The following is a 17,915-nucleotide window of genomic DNA, read 5'->3' as shown; positions in this document are numbered from 1 at the left end:
TTAAACTTCCTGTCTTCCATTTCAACTCCTATTTAAACATTAAATCAAATTTTTAAAATACATCTGTTTAAAAACGAAAGTAAAAAGTAAAAAATAAAATCTTTATTTAACATTTTATTTCACTTTAAAGCTTTCGAATTTAGTTTTATCTCCCTATAATTACGTTTCCTTATGGATAAAACCTTTGTCATTTGAAAGTAGAACTTTACAATTCGAGCAATAAAGAGGAGTGGAATTGTTTTGTAGAACAAACCAATCACCCTAGTTTTTTGTTTCACAGAAACTTTATGGATTACCACAGTGATCGCTATCGCGATCATTCCCTTTTATTCTATGAAACCAACCAATTAATAGCTATTCTACCCGCTCATGCGAATGACGGTGTTTTGTGTAGTCACTTTGGATTAAGTTACGGGGGGATCATTCATTTAGCTTCCCTTCGAACAGAAACTTTTTTAACTCTTTTAGAAGCCTTGGCAAACTATTGTAAATCAAATCACTTTAAAGCAATTGTACTCAATGAAATTCCCTTTATCTATCAGCACAGCTTGAGTTGTCATCTCCCCTTTGTAGCTAATGTTCTACAAGCAACCCAGCATGTACAATTGCTTTCAACACTTGATTGCACCACTCCACTATTCCCAAACACCAATCGCAAACGCATGATTCAAAAGGGAATCGATGAGGGATATTCGGTTCAAGAAGATCAATCCCCAAAAGCCTTTTGGCAAGAAATTTTAACCCCTCGTTTACAAGATCGTTATCAAGTAAATCCCGTACATACTCTTGATGAAATAGAGCAGTTAATACAGGCATTTCCTCAATCGATCAAACAAATGAATGTATACAATACTGATGGAATACTCGTTGGAGGAACAACCCTTTTCATCACCCCCCATGTTGTTCATTTACAATATATTGCTGGAAAAGAAGAAGACAATAAAAAAGGCGCTTTGGATTATTTAATTTACAGCTTGATTCAAACCTACCAAGGGAAGGTTCGCTATTTTGATTTTGGCAGTAGTCATTGGAGTCCCAAACAATTAAATAAGGGGCTTCTATATTGGAAAGAGAGTTTTGGTGCTCGAAGTATTCCGCAATATTGTTATACTTTTCAAGTGGAAAACCTTTTACAAGCAAGGCAAATAATCGATTGATAATCCTTATTTTTGTCACTCTTGATTTTGGTTTACCTTGCTTCATGACACAATCATTTAAAATACCATACAATCGGTTAATTCAGATAGACAAAGCGTCTAACACGCCTGTTTATATGCAAATTTCCAATCAATTTAGCAATGCGATTCAGCGCAATATCATTCCAATCGACACTAAATTACCAGGAAGTAGAAAATTAGCAGCGTTATTAGCCGTCAATCGCAATACGATTATTGCTGCTTTTGATGAACTCATCGCCCAAGGTTGGTTGGTAAGTTACCCCAATCAAGGAACTTTTGTTCAACAAAAAAAGAATCAAGTTCAAACCAAAACTCATGCTTTTCCAGCTGTTACAGCTTATGATTTTCAAGTGGACAATCGCTTGGATCTACCGAATCATCAGCACAACTGCACCTACTCTTTTACGGATGGCACTTCTGATATCCGCTTGGGATTACAAGAAGAGTTAGCCTCAATTTTTAGTGCCAATCTCAAGCGAAAACAGCACTTAAAATATTTTGATCCCTACAATCCCAAGCAACAAAGGGCTTATGCAAAGCAGGTGGTTAATTATTTAAATGTAACGCGAAATATTCAGGCGAAACCCGCTAACCTCCTGATTACACAAAGCACAACTACAGCCTTATACCTCTGTGCGAAATTGCTTTTACAAACTGGAGATCACGTCGCCATCGCTGCCTATAGCGACTATAGAAGCAATGCCATTTTACAGCAAGCCGGTGCTCATTTACACGGCATTCCTTTCAACCGGGAAGGCCTTGATTTACATGCCTTAGAAAAGATTTGCCTGCACACACCTATCCGTTTGTTGTATATTATGCCCAATAATCAATATCCTACAACACATACGCTAAGCATCCAACAACGAGTAAAATTACTGCAACTCGCACAACAGTATCATTTTATCCTCCTTGAGGATGATTCGCATTTTGATTTTCACTACAACAGCAATCCCCCACTTCCTTTGGTAAGCAGTGATTCCTCAGGACGAGTGATTTATTTAAGTTCCATTGGAAAATCTATAGCTTCAGACTTTAGTACGGGCATCATTCTCGCACCAGAAAATCTAATTCGCGAGTTGGAAAAACACCAAGCATTGATAGAAGAAAACAAAAATTACTTCACCGCTCATGCTTTAACAGAACTCATTGAAGAGGGGATTTTATTTCGTCATCAGGTTAAAGTAAACAAGATTTACAAAGAGAGAAGGGATTATTTTTGTCAGTTACTTCAACAATTGTTTGGCGATCAAATTCAATTTTCTGTTCCAGAAGGCCATTTGGCCATTTGGGTTACATTCAACACCCCTGTAAACTTAATGCGGGTACGCACCTTATGCCTGCTTCATGATTTGTATATTCCGACTACACTCTTGTACCAAAGCAAAAACCTTACGGGAATACGCCTTGGTTTTGCGCATCTAACTTTGGAAGAAATGGAGCATTGCGTGTCTATTTTTCATCAAGCTTGTATGGAATAAGTGAGGTTTGTGCTTTGTGAGGTTTGTGCTTTGCAGAGAATCTAGCAAAGGGCAACTTCATGATTTTACACTTTTGTGAAGTTGCAAAATTTACTTCTATCTCATCATCGAACGAAATAAAAAAAACCGAGCCATACAATGACTCGGTTCTTCCATTATAACTATAAAAACTTTAGGGTTCTTATTTTACTTCTTCGTACTCTACATCTTGAGGACCTTCAGCATCTCCACCTCCTTGGTTTGGTTGAGCTTCTTGTGCACCTCCTTGTTGAGACTCCGCTTGTGCTTTATACATCTCTTCTGAAGCTGCTTTCCAAGCCTCATTGATTTTGTCTAAAGCAGGAGTAATTGTAGCTACGTCTTTTGTTTCGTATGCTTTTTTCAATTCCTCTAAAGCACCTTCAATCGCCGTTTTATTTGCTGCTGACAATTTATCTCCAAATTCTTTCAATTGCTTTTCTGTTTGGAAAATCATTGCATCAGCTTCGTTGATTTTATCTACTGATTCTTTTGCTTTTTTATCTGCATCTGCATTTGCTTCTGCTTCTTTTTTCATTCTTTCGATTTCTTCTTCTGTCAATCCTGATGAAGCTTCAATACGAATATCATGTGATTTACCTGTTCCTTTATCTGTAGCAGATACTTTGATAATTCCGTTGGCATCAATATCGAATGTTACTTCAATTTGAGGCACCCCTCTTTGTGCAGGTGGAATACCATCTAAGTGGAAACGACCAATTGTTTTGTTGTCATTTGCCATCGGTCTTTCTCCTTGTAATACGTGGATTTCAACAGATGGTTGGTTGTCTGCAGCTGTAGAGAACACTTGTGATTTCTTCGTTGGAATTGTCGTATTCGCATCGATTAATTTCGTCATTACTCCTCCCATTGTTTCAATACCTAATGAAAGTGGTGTAACGTCTAATAACAATACGTCTTTTACATCTCCCGTTAATACTCCACCTTGAATAGCAGCTCCAATCGCAACTACCTCATCTGGATTCACTCCTTTGTGTGGTTTTTTACCGAAGAATTTTTCTACTTCTTCTTGAATTCTTGGGATACGAGTAGATCCACCTACTAAGATTACTTCATCAATATCTGATTTAGACAATCCTGCATCTTTTAATGCTTTCTCACAAGGAATCATAGAACGACGCACTAAATCATCAGACAATTGCTCAAATTTAGCTCTTGTTAATGTTTGTACTAAGTGTTTCGGTCCTGAAGCTGTAGCTGTAATATAAGGTAAGTTGATTTCTGTTTGTGTTGCAGAAGACAACTCCACTTTTGCCTTTTCAGCAGCTTCTTTCAAACGTTGTAATGCCATAGCATCTTTGCGTAAATCTACACCTTCAGCGCTGTTAAACTCTTCTGCTAACCAGTTGATGATTACGTTATCAAAGTCATCTCCTCCTAAGTGTGTATCTCCATTTGTCGATAATACTTCGAATACTCCGTCTCCTAATTCTAGGATTGAAATATCAAATGTACCTCCTCCTAAATCGTATACGACTACTTTTTGATCTTTTCCTGTTTTGTCTAATCCGTATGCTAATGCAGCCGCTGTAGGCTCGTTAATGATACGTCTTACTTTTAATCCTGCAATTTCACCTGCCTCTTTTGTCGCTTGACGCTGTGCGTCATTAAAGTATGCTGGTACAGTAATTACAGCTTCTGTTACTTCTTGTCCTAAGAAATCCTCTGCTGTTTTCTTCATTTTTTGTAAAGTCATTGCAGAAATTTCTTGCGGTGTGTATAAACGTCCGTCAATATCAACGCGAGGGGTATCGTTATCTCCTTTCACTACACTGTAAGGTACAGCTGTAATTTCTCCAGGAATCTGGCTGAATTTCTCACCCATGAATCTCTTGATAGACGCTACTGTTTTTGTAGGGTTAGTTACCGCTTGACGTTTCGCCGGGTCACCAACTTTAATTTCTCCTCCTTCAACAAATGCCACAACTGAAGGTGTTGTTCTTTTTCCTTCTGCATTCGTGATTACTACTGGCTCGTTCCCTTCCATTACAGAAACACATGAGTTCGTAGTTCCTAAGTCAATACCAATTATTTTACTCATAATATGTTTATCGTTTATCTTTTATACTTTATTTGATTTCCTTTTTTGAACCTCAGGCTCGCTTACTATTAGTCAATCTTTGTGCCAAGAACAATATTTGCCATTTCTGACTTATTTTTTGTAAAAATCACCTTTACAGCGTGTCACTTTGTCACTCAACCCGTCATTCATCTCCTATTTCCCTATCCTTTCGTCAGTTTTCATGACAACCTTCCCCCTAGTATTCTTATCTTTTATGCCAATACGATTAGATATTATTCAATTTTCCCTTTATTTCCTTCTAATTTTATAGTGGATTCTCAGCGGTAGAACTTTAAACACCCTATACGTTAAATCCCCGCTCTCCATTTGTGACTCCACAGTTTTTACTTATCTTCGTAACGATTAAATCATGCAATATTATGGAATGTATATCTGTTTTTGATATGCTCAAGATTGGCGTTGGACCTTCGAGCTCACATACATTAGGTCCTTGGAGAGCCGCAGAGCTTTTCTTGAAAGAACTAAAAGAACGTCAACTATTTAACCAAGTACAAAATCTAACCGTAGATTTATTTGGTTCGCTTTCTCTTACTGGCGTTGGACACGCCACAGACTTAGCCGTGATGCTGGGATTAAGCGGTGCAGATCCAGAATACGTTCCCGTAGAAAATATCGGTTCTATTATAACCGAAATCAATACCTCAAAATCTTTACTTCTAGGGGCTGAATTGCCCATTACTTTTGACCCCAAAGTCCATATTGTGTTCAATAGAAACTTTTTGCCGTTTCATGCCAATGGGATGACTTTCACAGTTGAAACCCAATCAGGAGAGACTTATTCTTCTACTTTTTACTCCATTGGTGGAGGGTTTGTAGTGAAAGAGGAAAATGCAGCCAACGAGAAGAACGATGAAATTAAAGCGAGTTTTCCTTATCCTATTGACAAGGCCACGGAGCTTTTAGCGTATTGCAAAGAACAAAATATGACGGTTTCTCAACTGGTATATGAAAATGAAAAGGCTTTGCGTACAGAGGATGAAATTCACCGTGAATTAATGCGCGTATGGAATACCATGTTAGAATGTATGTACATTGGTTGTCACACCGAAGGGGTTTTACCTGGTGGATTAAATGTTCGTAGACGTGCATACGATTCGCATCAAAATTTAAAGAGCGATTTGCCTTATACGACGCCTCAAGAGTGGTTGGGCACAATTCGCAAAACGAAAGTATACTTCCGTCAAATTCTAAAATGGGTAAGCTGTTTTGCCCTTGCGGTTAATGAAGTTAATGCTTCTTTGGGACGCGTGGTGACTGCTCCTACGAATGGTAGTGCAGGTGTTATTCCAGCGGTATTAATGTATTACCTCGTAATTGAGAACCACAAAGCGGGAGAAAAAGAAATCAAACAATTCTTATTGGTTGCAGGAGAAATAGGGAGTATCTTCAAAAAAGGAGCGACTATTTCGGCTGCCATGGGTGGGTGTCAAGCAGAGATTGGCGTTTCTAGTGCCATGGCTGCGGGAGCGCTATGTGAATTGATGGGCGGTTGCCCGGAACAAGTGATGATGGCTGCTGAAATTGCCATGGAACACCACTTGGGATTAACGTGTGACCCTATTGGTGGATTGGTACAAATTCCTTGTATTGAAAGAAATGCCATGGGTGCTATTAAAGCAATTAACGCCGCAGAATTAGCCTTGGATACAGATCCTAAAAATGCAAAAGTACCTTTAGATAAAGTAGTGAGCACCATGTGGGAAACTGCCAAAGACATGAACAACAAATACAAAGAAACTTCAGAAGGCGGATTGGCTGTAGCGGTAAACTTATCGGATTGTTAGAGTGGTTTACAGTTAATGGTTAACGGAAAATATTCATAAGATAGACCATCCCTTTGTAGGGGTGGTTTTTTTTTGTTTTTTTGCTTTTTTGTGAGGTTGTAGGTTGAATGTTGTGGGTTGAATGTTGTGGGTACTATAGAGCAAATTTCACTGTGAACCGTTTACTGTAAACCGTTCACTAATTTAGCAACTATGAATTATTTTTTTAATACTGCTTAACTAGTCTCATAAAAGTGTAAATTTGTTACTATATCAATATCTATTGATGGATGAAATGCTGATCTGACAATTTCAGGAAAAACATTGGATTCAGACTTTTCTTGATGTTTTGAAAACAAAACGGAAGTAAAACAATTCACTTGATAACTTATGAATACAACAACCATAAAACAGGTAAACGCTAAACTCAAACAACTTCCCGAAACTCTTTTGGAAGAAGTAGAACGCTATATTGATTTTTTAACATTTAAACATAAACAGGATACTGAGGGAGTATCACAAGAGCATCAAGATCTTGTTTTAAAACGTGTAAAAGAAGGGAATAAACCTGTGGATGCTTTTGAGATGTTAGACGAATTAGAGAACGAATAATGCAGGGGTATATCATTATTGCCGATCCCAATGTTAGAGGCGATTTGAGAGATGCTAAAAATTATTTAAATACCCAAAGAAAAGGTTGGGGTAAAAAGTTTTTAGAACAATACAGAGAAGCTTTAAGTAATTTACAACAAAATCCACATTTTCAAATTCGTTATAAAGATATCCACTGCTTACCTTTAAAGGATTTTAAGTACATGATTCATTTTAAAGTAGATGAAATAAAAAAAGAAATACATGTTTATGCAGTACTTTCTACACATTTAAACCCAAAAGAAAACTGGCTTTAAATGAATGCAGTTTTTTGTGAGGTTGTGGGTTGTTTGTTGTTGCAACGATGAAATGCGTAGAGGCCAATGGCAATTGACCTATGACATGATTAAATATCAATGAATAGAAAAGGATGAGATGAGATGAGAAGGAGAGTCTCCTGTTGCCCATAACATATCCTTCTCTTTTAACCTATAGAATTTATTTCGAACAATTGGTATTATCCCCACTATTGCAAAAACAACTCCAATTAATAAAAATTTATAATTTATCATACCTCAGTTTATTTCTTACACGAACTCTTTATCTTGCTTTCAATGATTTTTGTTTTAGTACCAATACTTCCTTCAATAACTAATTTTGTTACTTTATTTACTAAACCATGATTGTACCGTTTACTCGATGACTTCTAATTTTTGAGGGTATACATCGTAACTACCTTCACTATCATTCTCCTTGCAATACTAAAAAAACAAAAACAACTGTACAACACCCCCCTTCCATATTCTTCCATTTCAGGGAAAACAAAGGTGTAAATTTCCTTTTTTGCCCTGAATAAAAAAAACACAACCAACTAATAATCAGCATAATAACAAAAGTTAATTTGTAGTTTGTTTGGTGTTTGTTTGGTGTTTGTTTGGTTTTAGGGCCTTTTACCAAACAAACACCAAAGGAAGGTATAACAAACCCATAACGAAGGTCTAATAGATCACAAAAAATTCTCAGTAATCACGGGGTACATGAATTTATTCACTACCAAGCTAATCATTCAAAATATGGATAGAACAACCTAGTGATGGCTTCTTTAGATAAAAAAGCAAGAGTTCCGCAATCTGTATGACTAGTAGCAATAATGATACAAGTAGTGAACAAGTAGTGAACAAGTAGTGAACAAGTAGTGAACAAGAAGCGATACGAGTAGTGACACGAGTAGTGTACAAGTAGTGATACACTTATTAAAACATAATAAACTATAAACTAATAAACAATACAAGAGATAAAAAAATATCTTACAATTAAAAAAAATTTCATGTGACTATTTCAGCTGTTTCATGCGATTATCAGTGAGAGGTGAATCTCCGATTTGCTTTTTTGTTGTTTGCTTTTTCGCTTTTTTGACAACTCTTTCGATTAAAGGATACAGTAAGCGTTGGGTAACTTGGTTTAGGAGAGTTAGGATGGTGAGGTGGTGAAATCGGAACGCAGCGAAAATCGAAACAAAGTACAAATCGAAACGAAGTGAAGATTCACTACGATTTTTCCTTCGTCGAAATGACATATTGGATAAGACCAACGATATTACCGTACTGATTGTAAGTATCTTATTAGTTATTTAGAACCTAGTCAAACGAGAATTCAATTCTCCCCAGAAATAGTGAATTTCAGCCTTCCCATGCATTTTTCTATTTTCAGCATTGTTTTTTTCCTCAATTTTGCGTCCTCAATTAACGATATTGAATAATAGAACACCGTATGAAAACACTCGTTCAAGCCTTGCTAATCTGCTGTTCCTTACAAGCAGTAGCTCAATCACCAACCCTATACACCAACAAGCCTACAGAAGCGTACAAAGACAAAGCCGCTACCCAAAAAGCGGGAATCTTTATTTCCAATGCACATCTTTCTTATTACGAAAAGATCAACAAACGCTTGGTGCAAATTGACCGCGATTATGAAAATCCCCTCTACATTGTAGATACCCAAAACCTAAAAGAATACTATACGGAAGATTCTCCTGAAGCACCAGCTCCCATCATCGAAATGGATGAATACTATGGATCTCCTCACCTTTTTACTACAGTAGCGGGATTAAAAGTGCGTGAATACCCAAGTAGCACCGCTAGTGTATTGGGTACAGTGTTAATCGGAACAGCTGTACCTATTGAGTTTTATCCTTATGACAAAAACGCATGGGTCCCTATTTCGTATAAAGAAGGTTACGGATACGTCTCTGTACAATATCTAGGAGAACGCCCTGTGATGAGTGAATTAATCCAAGCGTATAAAGCAGCCACTGAAGTGGGCGAGCAACGCAAATATGCAGAACGCATCTTAGAATTGGGATGGAATAGCGAGGATGCAACCACGCAAAAAGCCATGCAGCTTTACATCGATTTTGCAACCAAACAGGATGAAACAGAAAAAGTAGAACTGTTGAAAATGCAATTGGAAGTTTTTAAAGCCATGCCTAAAGTAGGTGATTCTTCTAAAGTGAATAAAATGATCAAGAAAAAACAATTTGGCTTTGCTTTAAACGGAAAAGTAGAACCTCTAGATGGTTTTGATATCAATTGGATTCACAACTATTTAGGCTATCCGATTGATGAATCTGCTAATTTAGAAGATTGTGCCTTGGGGGATTATGAATCCAATTCCTTCTTTAACTCGGCTGAATTTATTACACACGACATTGATCACACCTATAAAGTGAGAAAAATGGACATGCTCAACAAAAATGGTTTTATCCTAGATAATCACCTATTGGAACAATATACAACGGAAACGATGTTCTTAAAATTAGCCAAGGGATTAATCACGACTATTGATCCATTAGAGCACACCTACTACATAGCCGTAGAGGATGTTCTCTATGGTTTTGAGTTCCGCAATAATGAATTATTGAGAGTAGAATTGATTTATTACTGCTAATTTTTTTATTTCAAGTCTTTTTACTCTACTTTTACAATGAATTACAAAATAAACAACAATGTCAGTAGCAAAGAAAGATTATAAAAAAGTGACCACTAAGTCGCTGATTGATATGAAAGCCAATGGAGAAAAAATATCAATGCTTACTTGTTATGATTACTCAATGGCCAAAGTTTTAGAGGCTGGTGGAGTGGATGTAATGTTAGTTGGAGATTCAGCTAGTAATGTAATGGCTGGACATGAAACGACATTACCTATCACACTAGACCAAATGATATACCATGCACAATCGGTTGTACGAGGTGCAGATCGCGCTTTAATTGTAGTTGATTTACCTTTTGGTTCTTACCAATCAGATCCTAAAGAGGCGTTGCGTTCTTCGATTCGAATCATGAAAGAAAGTGGTGCGCATGCCGTGAAAATGGAGGGAGGTATTGAGATTAAAGAAGGAATCAAACGCATCTTAGAAGCAGGTATTCCCGTAATGGGACATTTGGGTTTAACGCCACAATCGATTTACAAATTCGGAACGTATACGGTTAGAGCCAAAGAAGAGGAAGAAGCAGAACAATTGATGAAAGACGCTAAAATGTTGGAAGAAATTGGATGTTTCGCCGTTGTATTAGAAAAGATTCCAGCGTCTTTAGCGAAAAAAGTAGCCGAAAGCATTTCGATTCCTGTAATTGGTATTGGAGCGGGTAATGGCGTAGATGGACAAGTATTGGTAATCCATGATATGATTGGATTAACCCATGAGTTCAACCCAAAATTCTTACGTCGTTATTTAAACATTTTCGACCAAATGAAAGAAGCTGTTGCACAATATGTTGACGATGTAAAAGCAGTAGATTTCCCCAATGAAAACGAACAGTACTAAACTGTTTTTTTACAAAATATACCTTCAAAAATATCCTTTTAGATTTAAAAGGATATTTTTGTTTTAAAATTCATCGTATGAAAGTTGTTTCTACTCCAGATAATTTACAAATCTTACACGAAGACAATCACCTTATTGTCATCAACAAACGCGTAGGCGATTTGGTTCAAGGCGATCAAACGGGCGATATGCCTTTGAGTGAGATTATTAAACTATATTTAAAACACAAATACAACAAACCAGGAGAAGTCTATTTAGGTGTAGTTCATCGCTTAGATCGCCCTACTTCAGGCATTGTAGTATTTGCTAAAACATCTAAAGCCTTAACGCGTTTGAATGAATCATTCAAAAATAGGGAAACTAAAAAAACCTATTGGGCGGTGGTAAAAGATGCTCCACCAAAGGTCGAAGATACTTTAGAACACTTTTTGGTGAGAAACCCAAAGAACAATACCTCTAAAGCACATAATAAAGAGGTTCCCAATAGCAAAAAAGCAAAATTAACCTATCGCATGTTTCATCAATTGAAATCGTATTCTGCTTTGGAAATTGATCTACACACGGGACGTCATCACCAGATTCGCTGCCAATTAGCAGCAGTCGGTTGCCCGATTAAAGGGGATCTGAAATACGGTGCCGATCGCAGTAATCCCGATGGAGGTATTCACCTACATGCAAGATCCTTAACGTTCACACACCCTGTAACAAAAGAGATTTTGACGATTGTAGCTCCAACTCCTCAAGATGTGATTTGGGATGCGATAAATAGTTAACAGTTAACGGAAAGAGGAAAGAGGAAAGGAGAGAGAGGAAAGAAGTAAAATTCTCGATTAAAGGGGAGATTCTTTGGTACAGTTAACGGAAGAATATCAATAAAAGAAAGCCAATCCTTTGTAGGGGTTGTTTTTTTTGTAAGGTTTTTTTTGTTTTTTCGCTTTTTTGTGAAGTTGTAGAAATTCGTTTTAAAAAAAATATTTCATTTTATTAGGCACAGTACCCTGTGCCCCTACGATCCTCTTTATCTCACCTATTTTACATTTATCTCATTAGGTTTATGTTTTGTTTTGGTATTCGATGAATCTCCACTGCGTTACGATTTGTTTTAGTGTTCGATGAATCTTCACTGCGTTTCGATTTCTCTCTTCTCTCTTCTCTCTTCTCTCTTCTCTCTTCTCTCTTCTCTCTTCTCTCTTCTCTCTTCTCTCTAAAATAATATAACCCTTTCCAAAAATTATGTAACTCCTCATCCATAAAAAAAACCGAACTTAGTGTGTTTAAAACACAAAATCCCATGAAAAAGATATACAAAGTAAGTGGAATGAGCTGCAATGGTTGTCGAACCAAAGTAGAAAACACGTTAAATGAAATACATGGTATTCAAGCAACCGTTTCTTTAGAAAAGGAACAGGCTGATTTAGATTTACACCACGATATTGATACACTTACACTTCAAAAAGCCTTGCTAAAAAAGGGAAATTACATTTTACAAGAAATAATCACTAAAGAAGATGGTACACAAGAAATACTCCCTCCAGTAGAATTGGGTGAAGAAGATCATTTTCACCAAGAGATTCCATCCGATATGATGGATAAAGCGGGTAAGTATTTCTGTCCGATGCTATGTGAGGGAGACAAAGTATACGACACCAATGTGGGTTGTCCGGTATGTGGGATGAATTTAGAGCAAATTCCAGCAGCTAAAATCGAACAAACGGTATATTATTGTCCGATGTTATGTGAAGGCGATAAAACCTATACTGAACCAGGATCTTGTCCTATTTGCGGGATGGACTTAGTGCCTAAAACCGTACACATAGAACCTGAAGACACCACCTATCCTGATATGTTGCGCAAATTAAAATACGCGATTCTATTCACCCTACCCGTTTTTATTTTATCTATGGGAAGCATGTTACCAGGAGATCCAATTGGAAAAGTTATTCCCATGCACCTCAACAACTACTTGCAATTACTCTTTACCCTTCCCGTAGTATATATTTGTTGGACATTTTTTCAACGTGCTTGGGTGTCTTTTAAAACGTGGAATCTCAACATGTTTAGCTTAATTGGATTGGGTGGAGCTGCTGGGTTGATTTTCAGCGTAGTTGCTCTATTCTTTCCCAATTTATTCCCTGAGGATTTTAGAGGAGAGCACGGGATTCACTTGTATTTTGAATCGGTAGCCGTAATTTTAACCCTGGTAATGTTGGGTCAAGTAATGGAGGCTAAGGCACACAGTAGAACGAATTCAGCCATCAAAGAACTATTGAAACTATCCCCTACGGAAGCCACTAAAATCAACGATGATCATACAGAAGAGAAAGTGGCGATTGAAGCCATTCTCAAAAACGATAAACTACGCGTAAAACCAGGAGAGAAAATTCCTGTGGATGGGATTATCCTTGAAGGTCATGCTACCATTGATGAATCGATGATCACAGGAGAGCCTATTCCCGTAGAAAAAACAAAAAACGACAACGTAGTTGCTGGAACAATCAACAGCAATACCTCATTTATCATGCAAGCGGAAAAGGTAGGCAAAGACACCTTACTTTCGCAAATTATTGACATGGTGAACAATGCGAGTCGCTCTCGTGCACCTATTCAAAAATTGGCCGATAAAGTATCTACTTATTTCGTTCCAACGGTAATTCTCGTATCGATTGTAACTTTTCTTTTGTGGAAATTCTTCGGTCCCGAGCCGAAATTGGCCTATGCATTTATCAATGCATTAGCGGTTTTGATTATTGCTTGTCCTTGTGCTTTAGGACTAGCCACTCCCATGTCAATCATGGTGGGAATTGGCAAAGGAGCTCAAAATGGAATTCTCATCAAAAATGCAGAAGCCTTAGAGACAGCCAATAAAATCAACGTATTGATTACAGACAAAACGGGTACCTTAACAGAAGGGAAACCTTCAATCGAAAAAATTGTCGCTACCCAAACAGAGTACAACGAAGAAACCTTATTGCATCTCACGGCTTCCTTAAATCAAAATAGCGAACACCCCTTAGCCTTGGCTTTTATACAAACGGCTAAGGATAAAAACATTGGGTTGACTCCTGTCAAAATGTTTGCCAGTGTAACTGGAAAAGGAATCCAAGGTGTGGTAGATAAAAAGCGTATTTCATTGGGAAATGCTGCCTTAATGCAATCGTTGAATGCAACCATTAGCGATGCTTTACGAACTGAAGTAACAGCCATCCAAAAAGAAGGAAAAACAATATCTTACATAGCCGATAATCAAGCTGTTGTTGGTTATGTGGTGATGCACGATAAAATCAAAGCCTCAAGCTTTACAACTATTCAAAAACTAGCCCAACAAGGCATTGAGGTCATTATGATTACCGGAGATAATCACAATACCGCACAAGCCGTTTCTAAACAATTGGGCATTCATACATTTCTTGCGGAAGCACTCCCCGAAGACAAATTGAATGCGATCAAGAAACTACAAGAAGAAGGCAAAATTGTCGCTATGGCTGGAGATGGAATCAACGATGCTCCTGCCCTTGCACAAGCGAATGTTGGAATTGCCATGGGAACAGGAACGGATGTAGCCATTGAAAGTGCAGAAATCACACTCTTACAAGGAGAGATAGATAAGATTCCACAAGCGATTCAACTCAGCCATAACGTAATGAAGAATATCAAAGAAAATTTATTCTTTGCCTTTATTTACAACAGTATTGGTATTCCCATTGCCGCAGGTATTTTATTTCCTTTCTTTGGAATTGTACTTTCACCTATGATTGCTGCTTTAGCCATGAGTTTTAGCTCTGTTTCCGTTATTGCCAATTCACTGCGCTTGAAGAATACGAAATTGTGAGGTGTACGTTGATTGTTGATTGTTGATTGTTGTCTGTTGTTTGTTGTTCGTTGTTCGTTGATTTCATAACCGATCACCGATAATTCATAACCATCAACAAACAACGTACAACCATCAACTGTCAACCGATAACAAAAAAAGGGTTGCTTCACAGCAACCCTTTTTAATTTCTTTCGTATTCATTTTACTCTTAAACCAAGTCCCCACAAAGTAAGAAGAAAGATTGAATACTAATTTTAACAACTAATAAAAAATACAGTAATACATTTATTTACCCTATGCAATATACTAAAAAAAATCAATAATCAAACATTTTAATACAAAAATTAATAATATATCTAAATATTAATAAAAGATACTGAATAAACCATTTTAAGCTAACGAATTCAATACGTTTACTAGAAAACATTAATTCTAGATTCGTATCCCTTGATTTGATTGGGATTAGCAGCATAAAAAAAGTCTACCCAAGCATTTTGGATAGACTAAAATTTTATAAATATTTCTTGTATATTAACTTTTCATTAAATAGCTTTGCGAAGCTTACTTTTAGGAGCAAATAAAGTAAAAGCTAAAAATGCTATAATTGCACCGTGAATAACCATCCAAACTGTAGTTCCAAATGGAATTGGCACGAAAGGTTGAAACAAAATGATTAAAGCAACATAAAGCCCAGTACCTTTAATATTTGCCTCCACATGTGAATTGTAAGCTAGGATACCGAATAATGCAATCAAGATGAATTTTGTCAATTCATAAAAATCTTTTGGCAAGCTTAGCATACCTGCTAATAACAATAGCATTGCGCCTATTTTCAATCCTTTTTCCATAGTTTTGTTTCTTTTTAAATATACCGCAAAGATACAACCTAACAAGCTGAAAACCAAGCTCTACAGAAGTTTTCAAAAATTCAAAAAAAATACACAAATAGTTCGAAGACTATTAAACTTTATCTTAATTAAGGTGTAAATATCACAAAATCAATATGCTTTTATTGAATATAAATTCCTGCTTTTAAATCCAATAAAATTAGTTTACTTTAGCGCTATTATTAAAATTGATATACAACACGATGAAACAAGTAACTTTAAATCACATTCACGAAGGTTTAGGAGCTAAAATGGTTCCATTTGCAGGATTCTCAATGCCTGTTCAATATGAAGGTGTAAATGCAGAACACGAGACAGTACGAAACGGTGTAGGGGTATTTGATGTATCTCACATGGGAATTTTCAAATTATCTGGACCGAATGCCTTGCCATTAATCCAAAAAGTTACTTCAAATGATGCTTCTACTTTAGTAGATGGAAAAGCACAATACTGTTATTTTCCAAATGAAAAAGGAGGAGTAATCGACGATATCATTACCTATAGAGTAAACGAGAACGAATACTTAATGGTGGTAAACGCATCGAATATCGATAAAGATTGGGCGTGGATTAACCAACACAATGAGGTAAATGCAACGCTTGAAAACCTATCTGACAGCTATTCTATTTTAGCAATCCAAGGACCTAAAGCGGTTGAAGCAATGCAAAGCTTAACTTCAGTAAACTTAACAGATCTTAAATTTTACAACTTCACAATTGATACCTTCGCTGGAGCAAAGGATGTAGTGATTTCTGCAACAGGTTATACAGGTTCTGGAGGTTTTGAAATCTACGCGAAAAACGAAGATATCGAAATGATTTGGAACAAAGTATTTGAAGCGGGTGCGAATTGGGGAATCAAACCTATCGGATTAGCAGCGCGTGATACTTTACGTTTAGAAATGGGATACTGTTTATACGGTAACGAACTAAACGACGAAATTTCTCCTTTAGAAGCAGGATTAGGATGGGTGACTAAATTCACAAAAGATTTCATCAGTGCAGATATTTTAAAAGCTCAAAAAGAAGCAGGATTACAAAACAAATTAGTAGGATTTGAATTGGTAGAAAAAGGAATTCCAAGACACGACTACGAAATTGTTGATGCTTCAGGAGCAGTAATTGGAAAAGTTACTTCCGGAACGATGTCACCTTCTTTAGGAAAGGGAATCGGAATGGGATATATAACTTTAGACCATGCAGCTGAAGGAAGTGCAATTTACATTCGAATCAGAAAAAACGATATTGAAGCAAAAGTGGTAAAAACACCGTTTTACAAGAAATAATTGAATCAAAAATCAGGGGCTTAAAATAAGCCCCTCTTTTTTATGATATATTTTTTTTATCTTTTATTTTTGCAGTATTAAATCAAGTTATAAATTATTATGGGAAGAGCGTTTGAATTTAGAAAAGGACGTAAGCTAAAACGTTGGTCTGCTATGGCAAAAACGTTTACGAGAATTGGTAAGGACATTGTAATGGCTATTAAAGAAGGTGGACCTAACCCAGAAACAAACTCTCGCTTACGTGCAGTTATGCAAAACGCTAAGGCAGCAAATATGCCGAAAGAAAACGTTGAGCGTGCAATAAAACGTGCTACTGATAAAGACACTGAAAACTATAAAGAAGTAATCTTTGAAGGCTATGGTCCTCACGGGATTGCCTTCTTAATTGAATGTGCTACGGATAACAATAACCGCACAGTTGCTAACATTAGAAGTTACTTCAATAAATGCAATGGTACTTTGGGAACTTCAGGTTCAGTAGAGTTTATGTTTGATCATACTTGTAACTTCAGAATACCGACAGACGTCAATAGAGATTTAGAAGAATTTGAATTGGAGTTAATCGATTTTGGTATAGACGAAATCTTTGAAGATGAGGATGGTGTAATGATTTATGCTCCTTTTGAAAGCTTTGGAGCCATCCAAAAAGAATTAGAAAGTAGAAATATTGAAATCTTATCTTCAGGATTTGACCGTATTCCACAAGTTACTAAAGAATTGTCAGAAGCTGAACAAGCAGATGTTGAAAAATTATTAGACAAAATTGAAGAAGACGATGACGTTCAAAACGTTTTTACAACGATGGCGTAATCTCTTTTTTCTAAATATATAAAAAAGCTTCCAAAAGGAAGCTTTTTTTTGTTGGTTGGTTGAGATGGTGAGCATTCCCCTTTCCTCTTTCCTCTTTCCTCTTTCCTCTTTCCTCTTTCCTCTTTCCTCTTTCCTCTTTCCTCTTTCCTCTTTCCTCTTTCCT

13 protein-coding genes are annotated in these 17,915 nt (G+C 36.7%); 11 read left to right on the top strand and 2 right to left on the bottom strand.

What is annotated here, in order from left to right:
- Window positions 1-191 precede the first annotated feature (191 nt).
- Both HX004_RS12370 and HX004_RS12365 read left to right on the top strand, forming a co-directional pair.
- Window positions 192-1,157, top strand: coding sequence for a hypothetical protein (locus HX004_RS12370; protein WP_286442867.1), 966 nt, complete (start codon window positions 192-194; stop codon window positions 1,155-1,157).
- Window positions 1,158-1,201: 44 nt separating this feature from the next.
- On the top strand, window positions 1,202-2,659 hold the full coding sequence (locus HX004_RS12365) for an aminotransferase-like domain-containing protein (protein WP_286442866.1): 1,458 nt from the start codon (window positions 1,202-1,204) through the stop codon (window positions 2,657-2,659).
- 181 nt (window positions 2,660-2,840) lie between these two features.
- On the opposite strand, the gene dnaK is transcribed toward HX004_RS12365, so the two are convergent.
- On the bottom strand, window positions 2,841-4,739 hold the full coding sequence (gene dnaK / locus HX004_RS12360; protein ID WP_286442865.1) for a molecular chaperone DnaK: 1,899 nt from the start codon (window positions 4,737-4,739) through the stop codon (window positions 2,841-2,843).
- A 401-nt stretch (window positions 4,740-5,140) separates the two neighbouring features.
- Here dnaK and HX004_RS12355 point away from each other — a divergent pair, with 401 nt between their 5' ends.
- The 7 genes from HX004_RS12355 (at window position 5,141) to HX004_RS12325 (ending at window position 14,787) form a co-directional block, all read left to right on the top strand.
- A complete protein-coding gene (locus HX004_RS12355; RefSeq protein WP_286442864.1) occupies window positions 5,141-6,565 on the top strand; it encodes an L-serine ammonia-lyase in 1,425 nt (474 codons plus the stop codon).
- A 369-nt stretch (window positions 6,566-6,934) separates the two neighbouring features.
- Window positions 6,935-7,156, top strand: a complete 222-nt coding sequence (locus HX004_RS12350) for a hypothetical protein (protein ID WP_286442863.1) — start codon at window positions 6,935-6,937, stop codon at window positions 7,154-7,156.
- Window positions 7,156-7,452 carry a hypothetical protein gene (locus HX004_RS12345; protein WP_286442862.1) on the top strand — a complete coding sequence of 99 codons (297 nt, stop codon included), beginning with the start codon at window positions 7,156-7,158 and terminating at the stop codon, window positions 7,450-7,452. Before HX004_RS12350 ends, HX004_RS12345 begins: the two co-directional genes overlap by 1 nt.
- A 1,453-nt stretch (window positions 7,453-8,905) precedes the next feature.
- Window positions 8,906-10,081, top strand: coding sequence for an SH3 domain-containing protein (locus HX004_RS12340; protein WP_286442861.1), 1,176 nt, complete (start codon window positions 8,906-8,908; stop codon window positions 10,079-10,081).
- 58 nt (window positions 10,082-10,139) lie between these two features.
- The gene (gene panB, locus HX004_RS12335; RefSeq protein ID WP_286442860.1) at window positions 10,140-10,958 is read left to right on the top strand and encodes a 3-methyl-2-oxobutanoate hydroxymethyltransferase; all 819 of its coding nucleotides are present in this window, start codon (window positions 10,140-10,142) and stop codon (window positions 10,956-10,958) included.
- 77 nt (window positions 10,959-11,035) lie between these two features.
- Window positions 11,036-11,731, top strand: a complete 696-nt coding sequence (locus tag HX004_RS12330) for an RluA family pseudouridine synthase (RefSeq protein WP_286442859.1) — start codon at window positions 11,036-11,038, stop codon at window positions 11,729-11,731.
- 518 nt (window positions 11,732-12,249) lie between these two features.
- A complete protein-coding gene (locus HX004_RS12325) occupies window positions 12,250-14,787 on the top strand; it encodes a heavy metal translocating P-type ATPase (RefSeq protein WP_286442858.1) in 2,538 nt (845 codons plus the stop codon).
- 524 nt (window positions 14,788-15,311) lie between these two features.
- Here HX004_RS12325 and HX004_RS12320 read toward each other — a convergent pair.
- Window positions 15,312-15,617, bottom strand: coding sequence for a DUF6804 family protein (locus HX004_RS12320; RefSeq protein ID WP_286442857.1), 306 nt, complete (start codon window positions 15,615-15,617; stop codon window positions 15,312-15,314).
- A 242-nt stretch (window positions 15,618-15,859) separates the two neighbouring features.
- Between HX004_RS12320 and gcvT the strand changes: the two genes are divergently transcribed.
- Both gcvT and HX004_RS12310 read left to right on the top strand, forming a co-directional pair.
- Entirely contained in the window at window positions 15,860-16,942 is a 1,083-nt protein-coding gene (gene gcvT, locus HX004_RS12315) for a glycine cleavage system aminomethyltransferase GcvT (protein WP_286442855.1), read from the top strand.
- A 99-nt stretch (window positions 16,943-17,041) separates the two neighbouring features.
- Window positions 17,042-17,752: a YebC/PmpR family DNA-binding transcriptional regulator gene (locus HX004_RS12310; RefSeq protein WP_286442854.1), complete on the top strand. Its 711-nt coding sequence runs from the start codon at window positions 17,042-17,044 to the stop codon at window positions 17,750-17,752.
- Window positions 17,753-17,915 lie beyond the last annotated feature (163 nt).

Origin of the sequence: Myroides sp. 1354 (genome assembly GCF_030324495.1) — a bacterium.
In the GTDB taxonomy this organism is placed as follows: domain Bacteria; phylum Bacteroidota; class Bacteroidia; order Flavobacteriales; family Flavobacteriaceae; genus Flavobacterium.
This window is presented reverse-complemented; position numbering and strand designations above follow the sequence as displayed.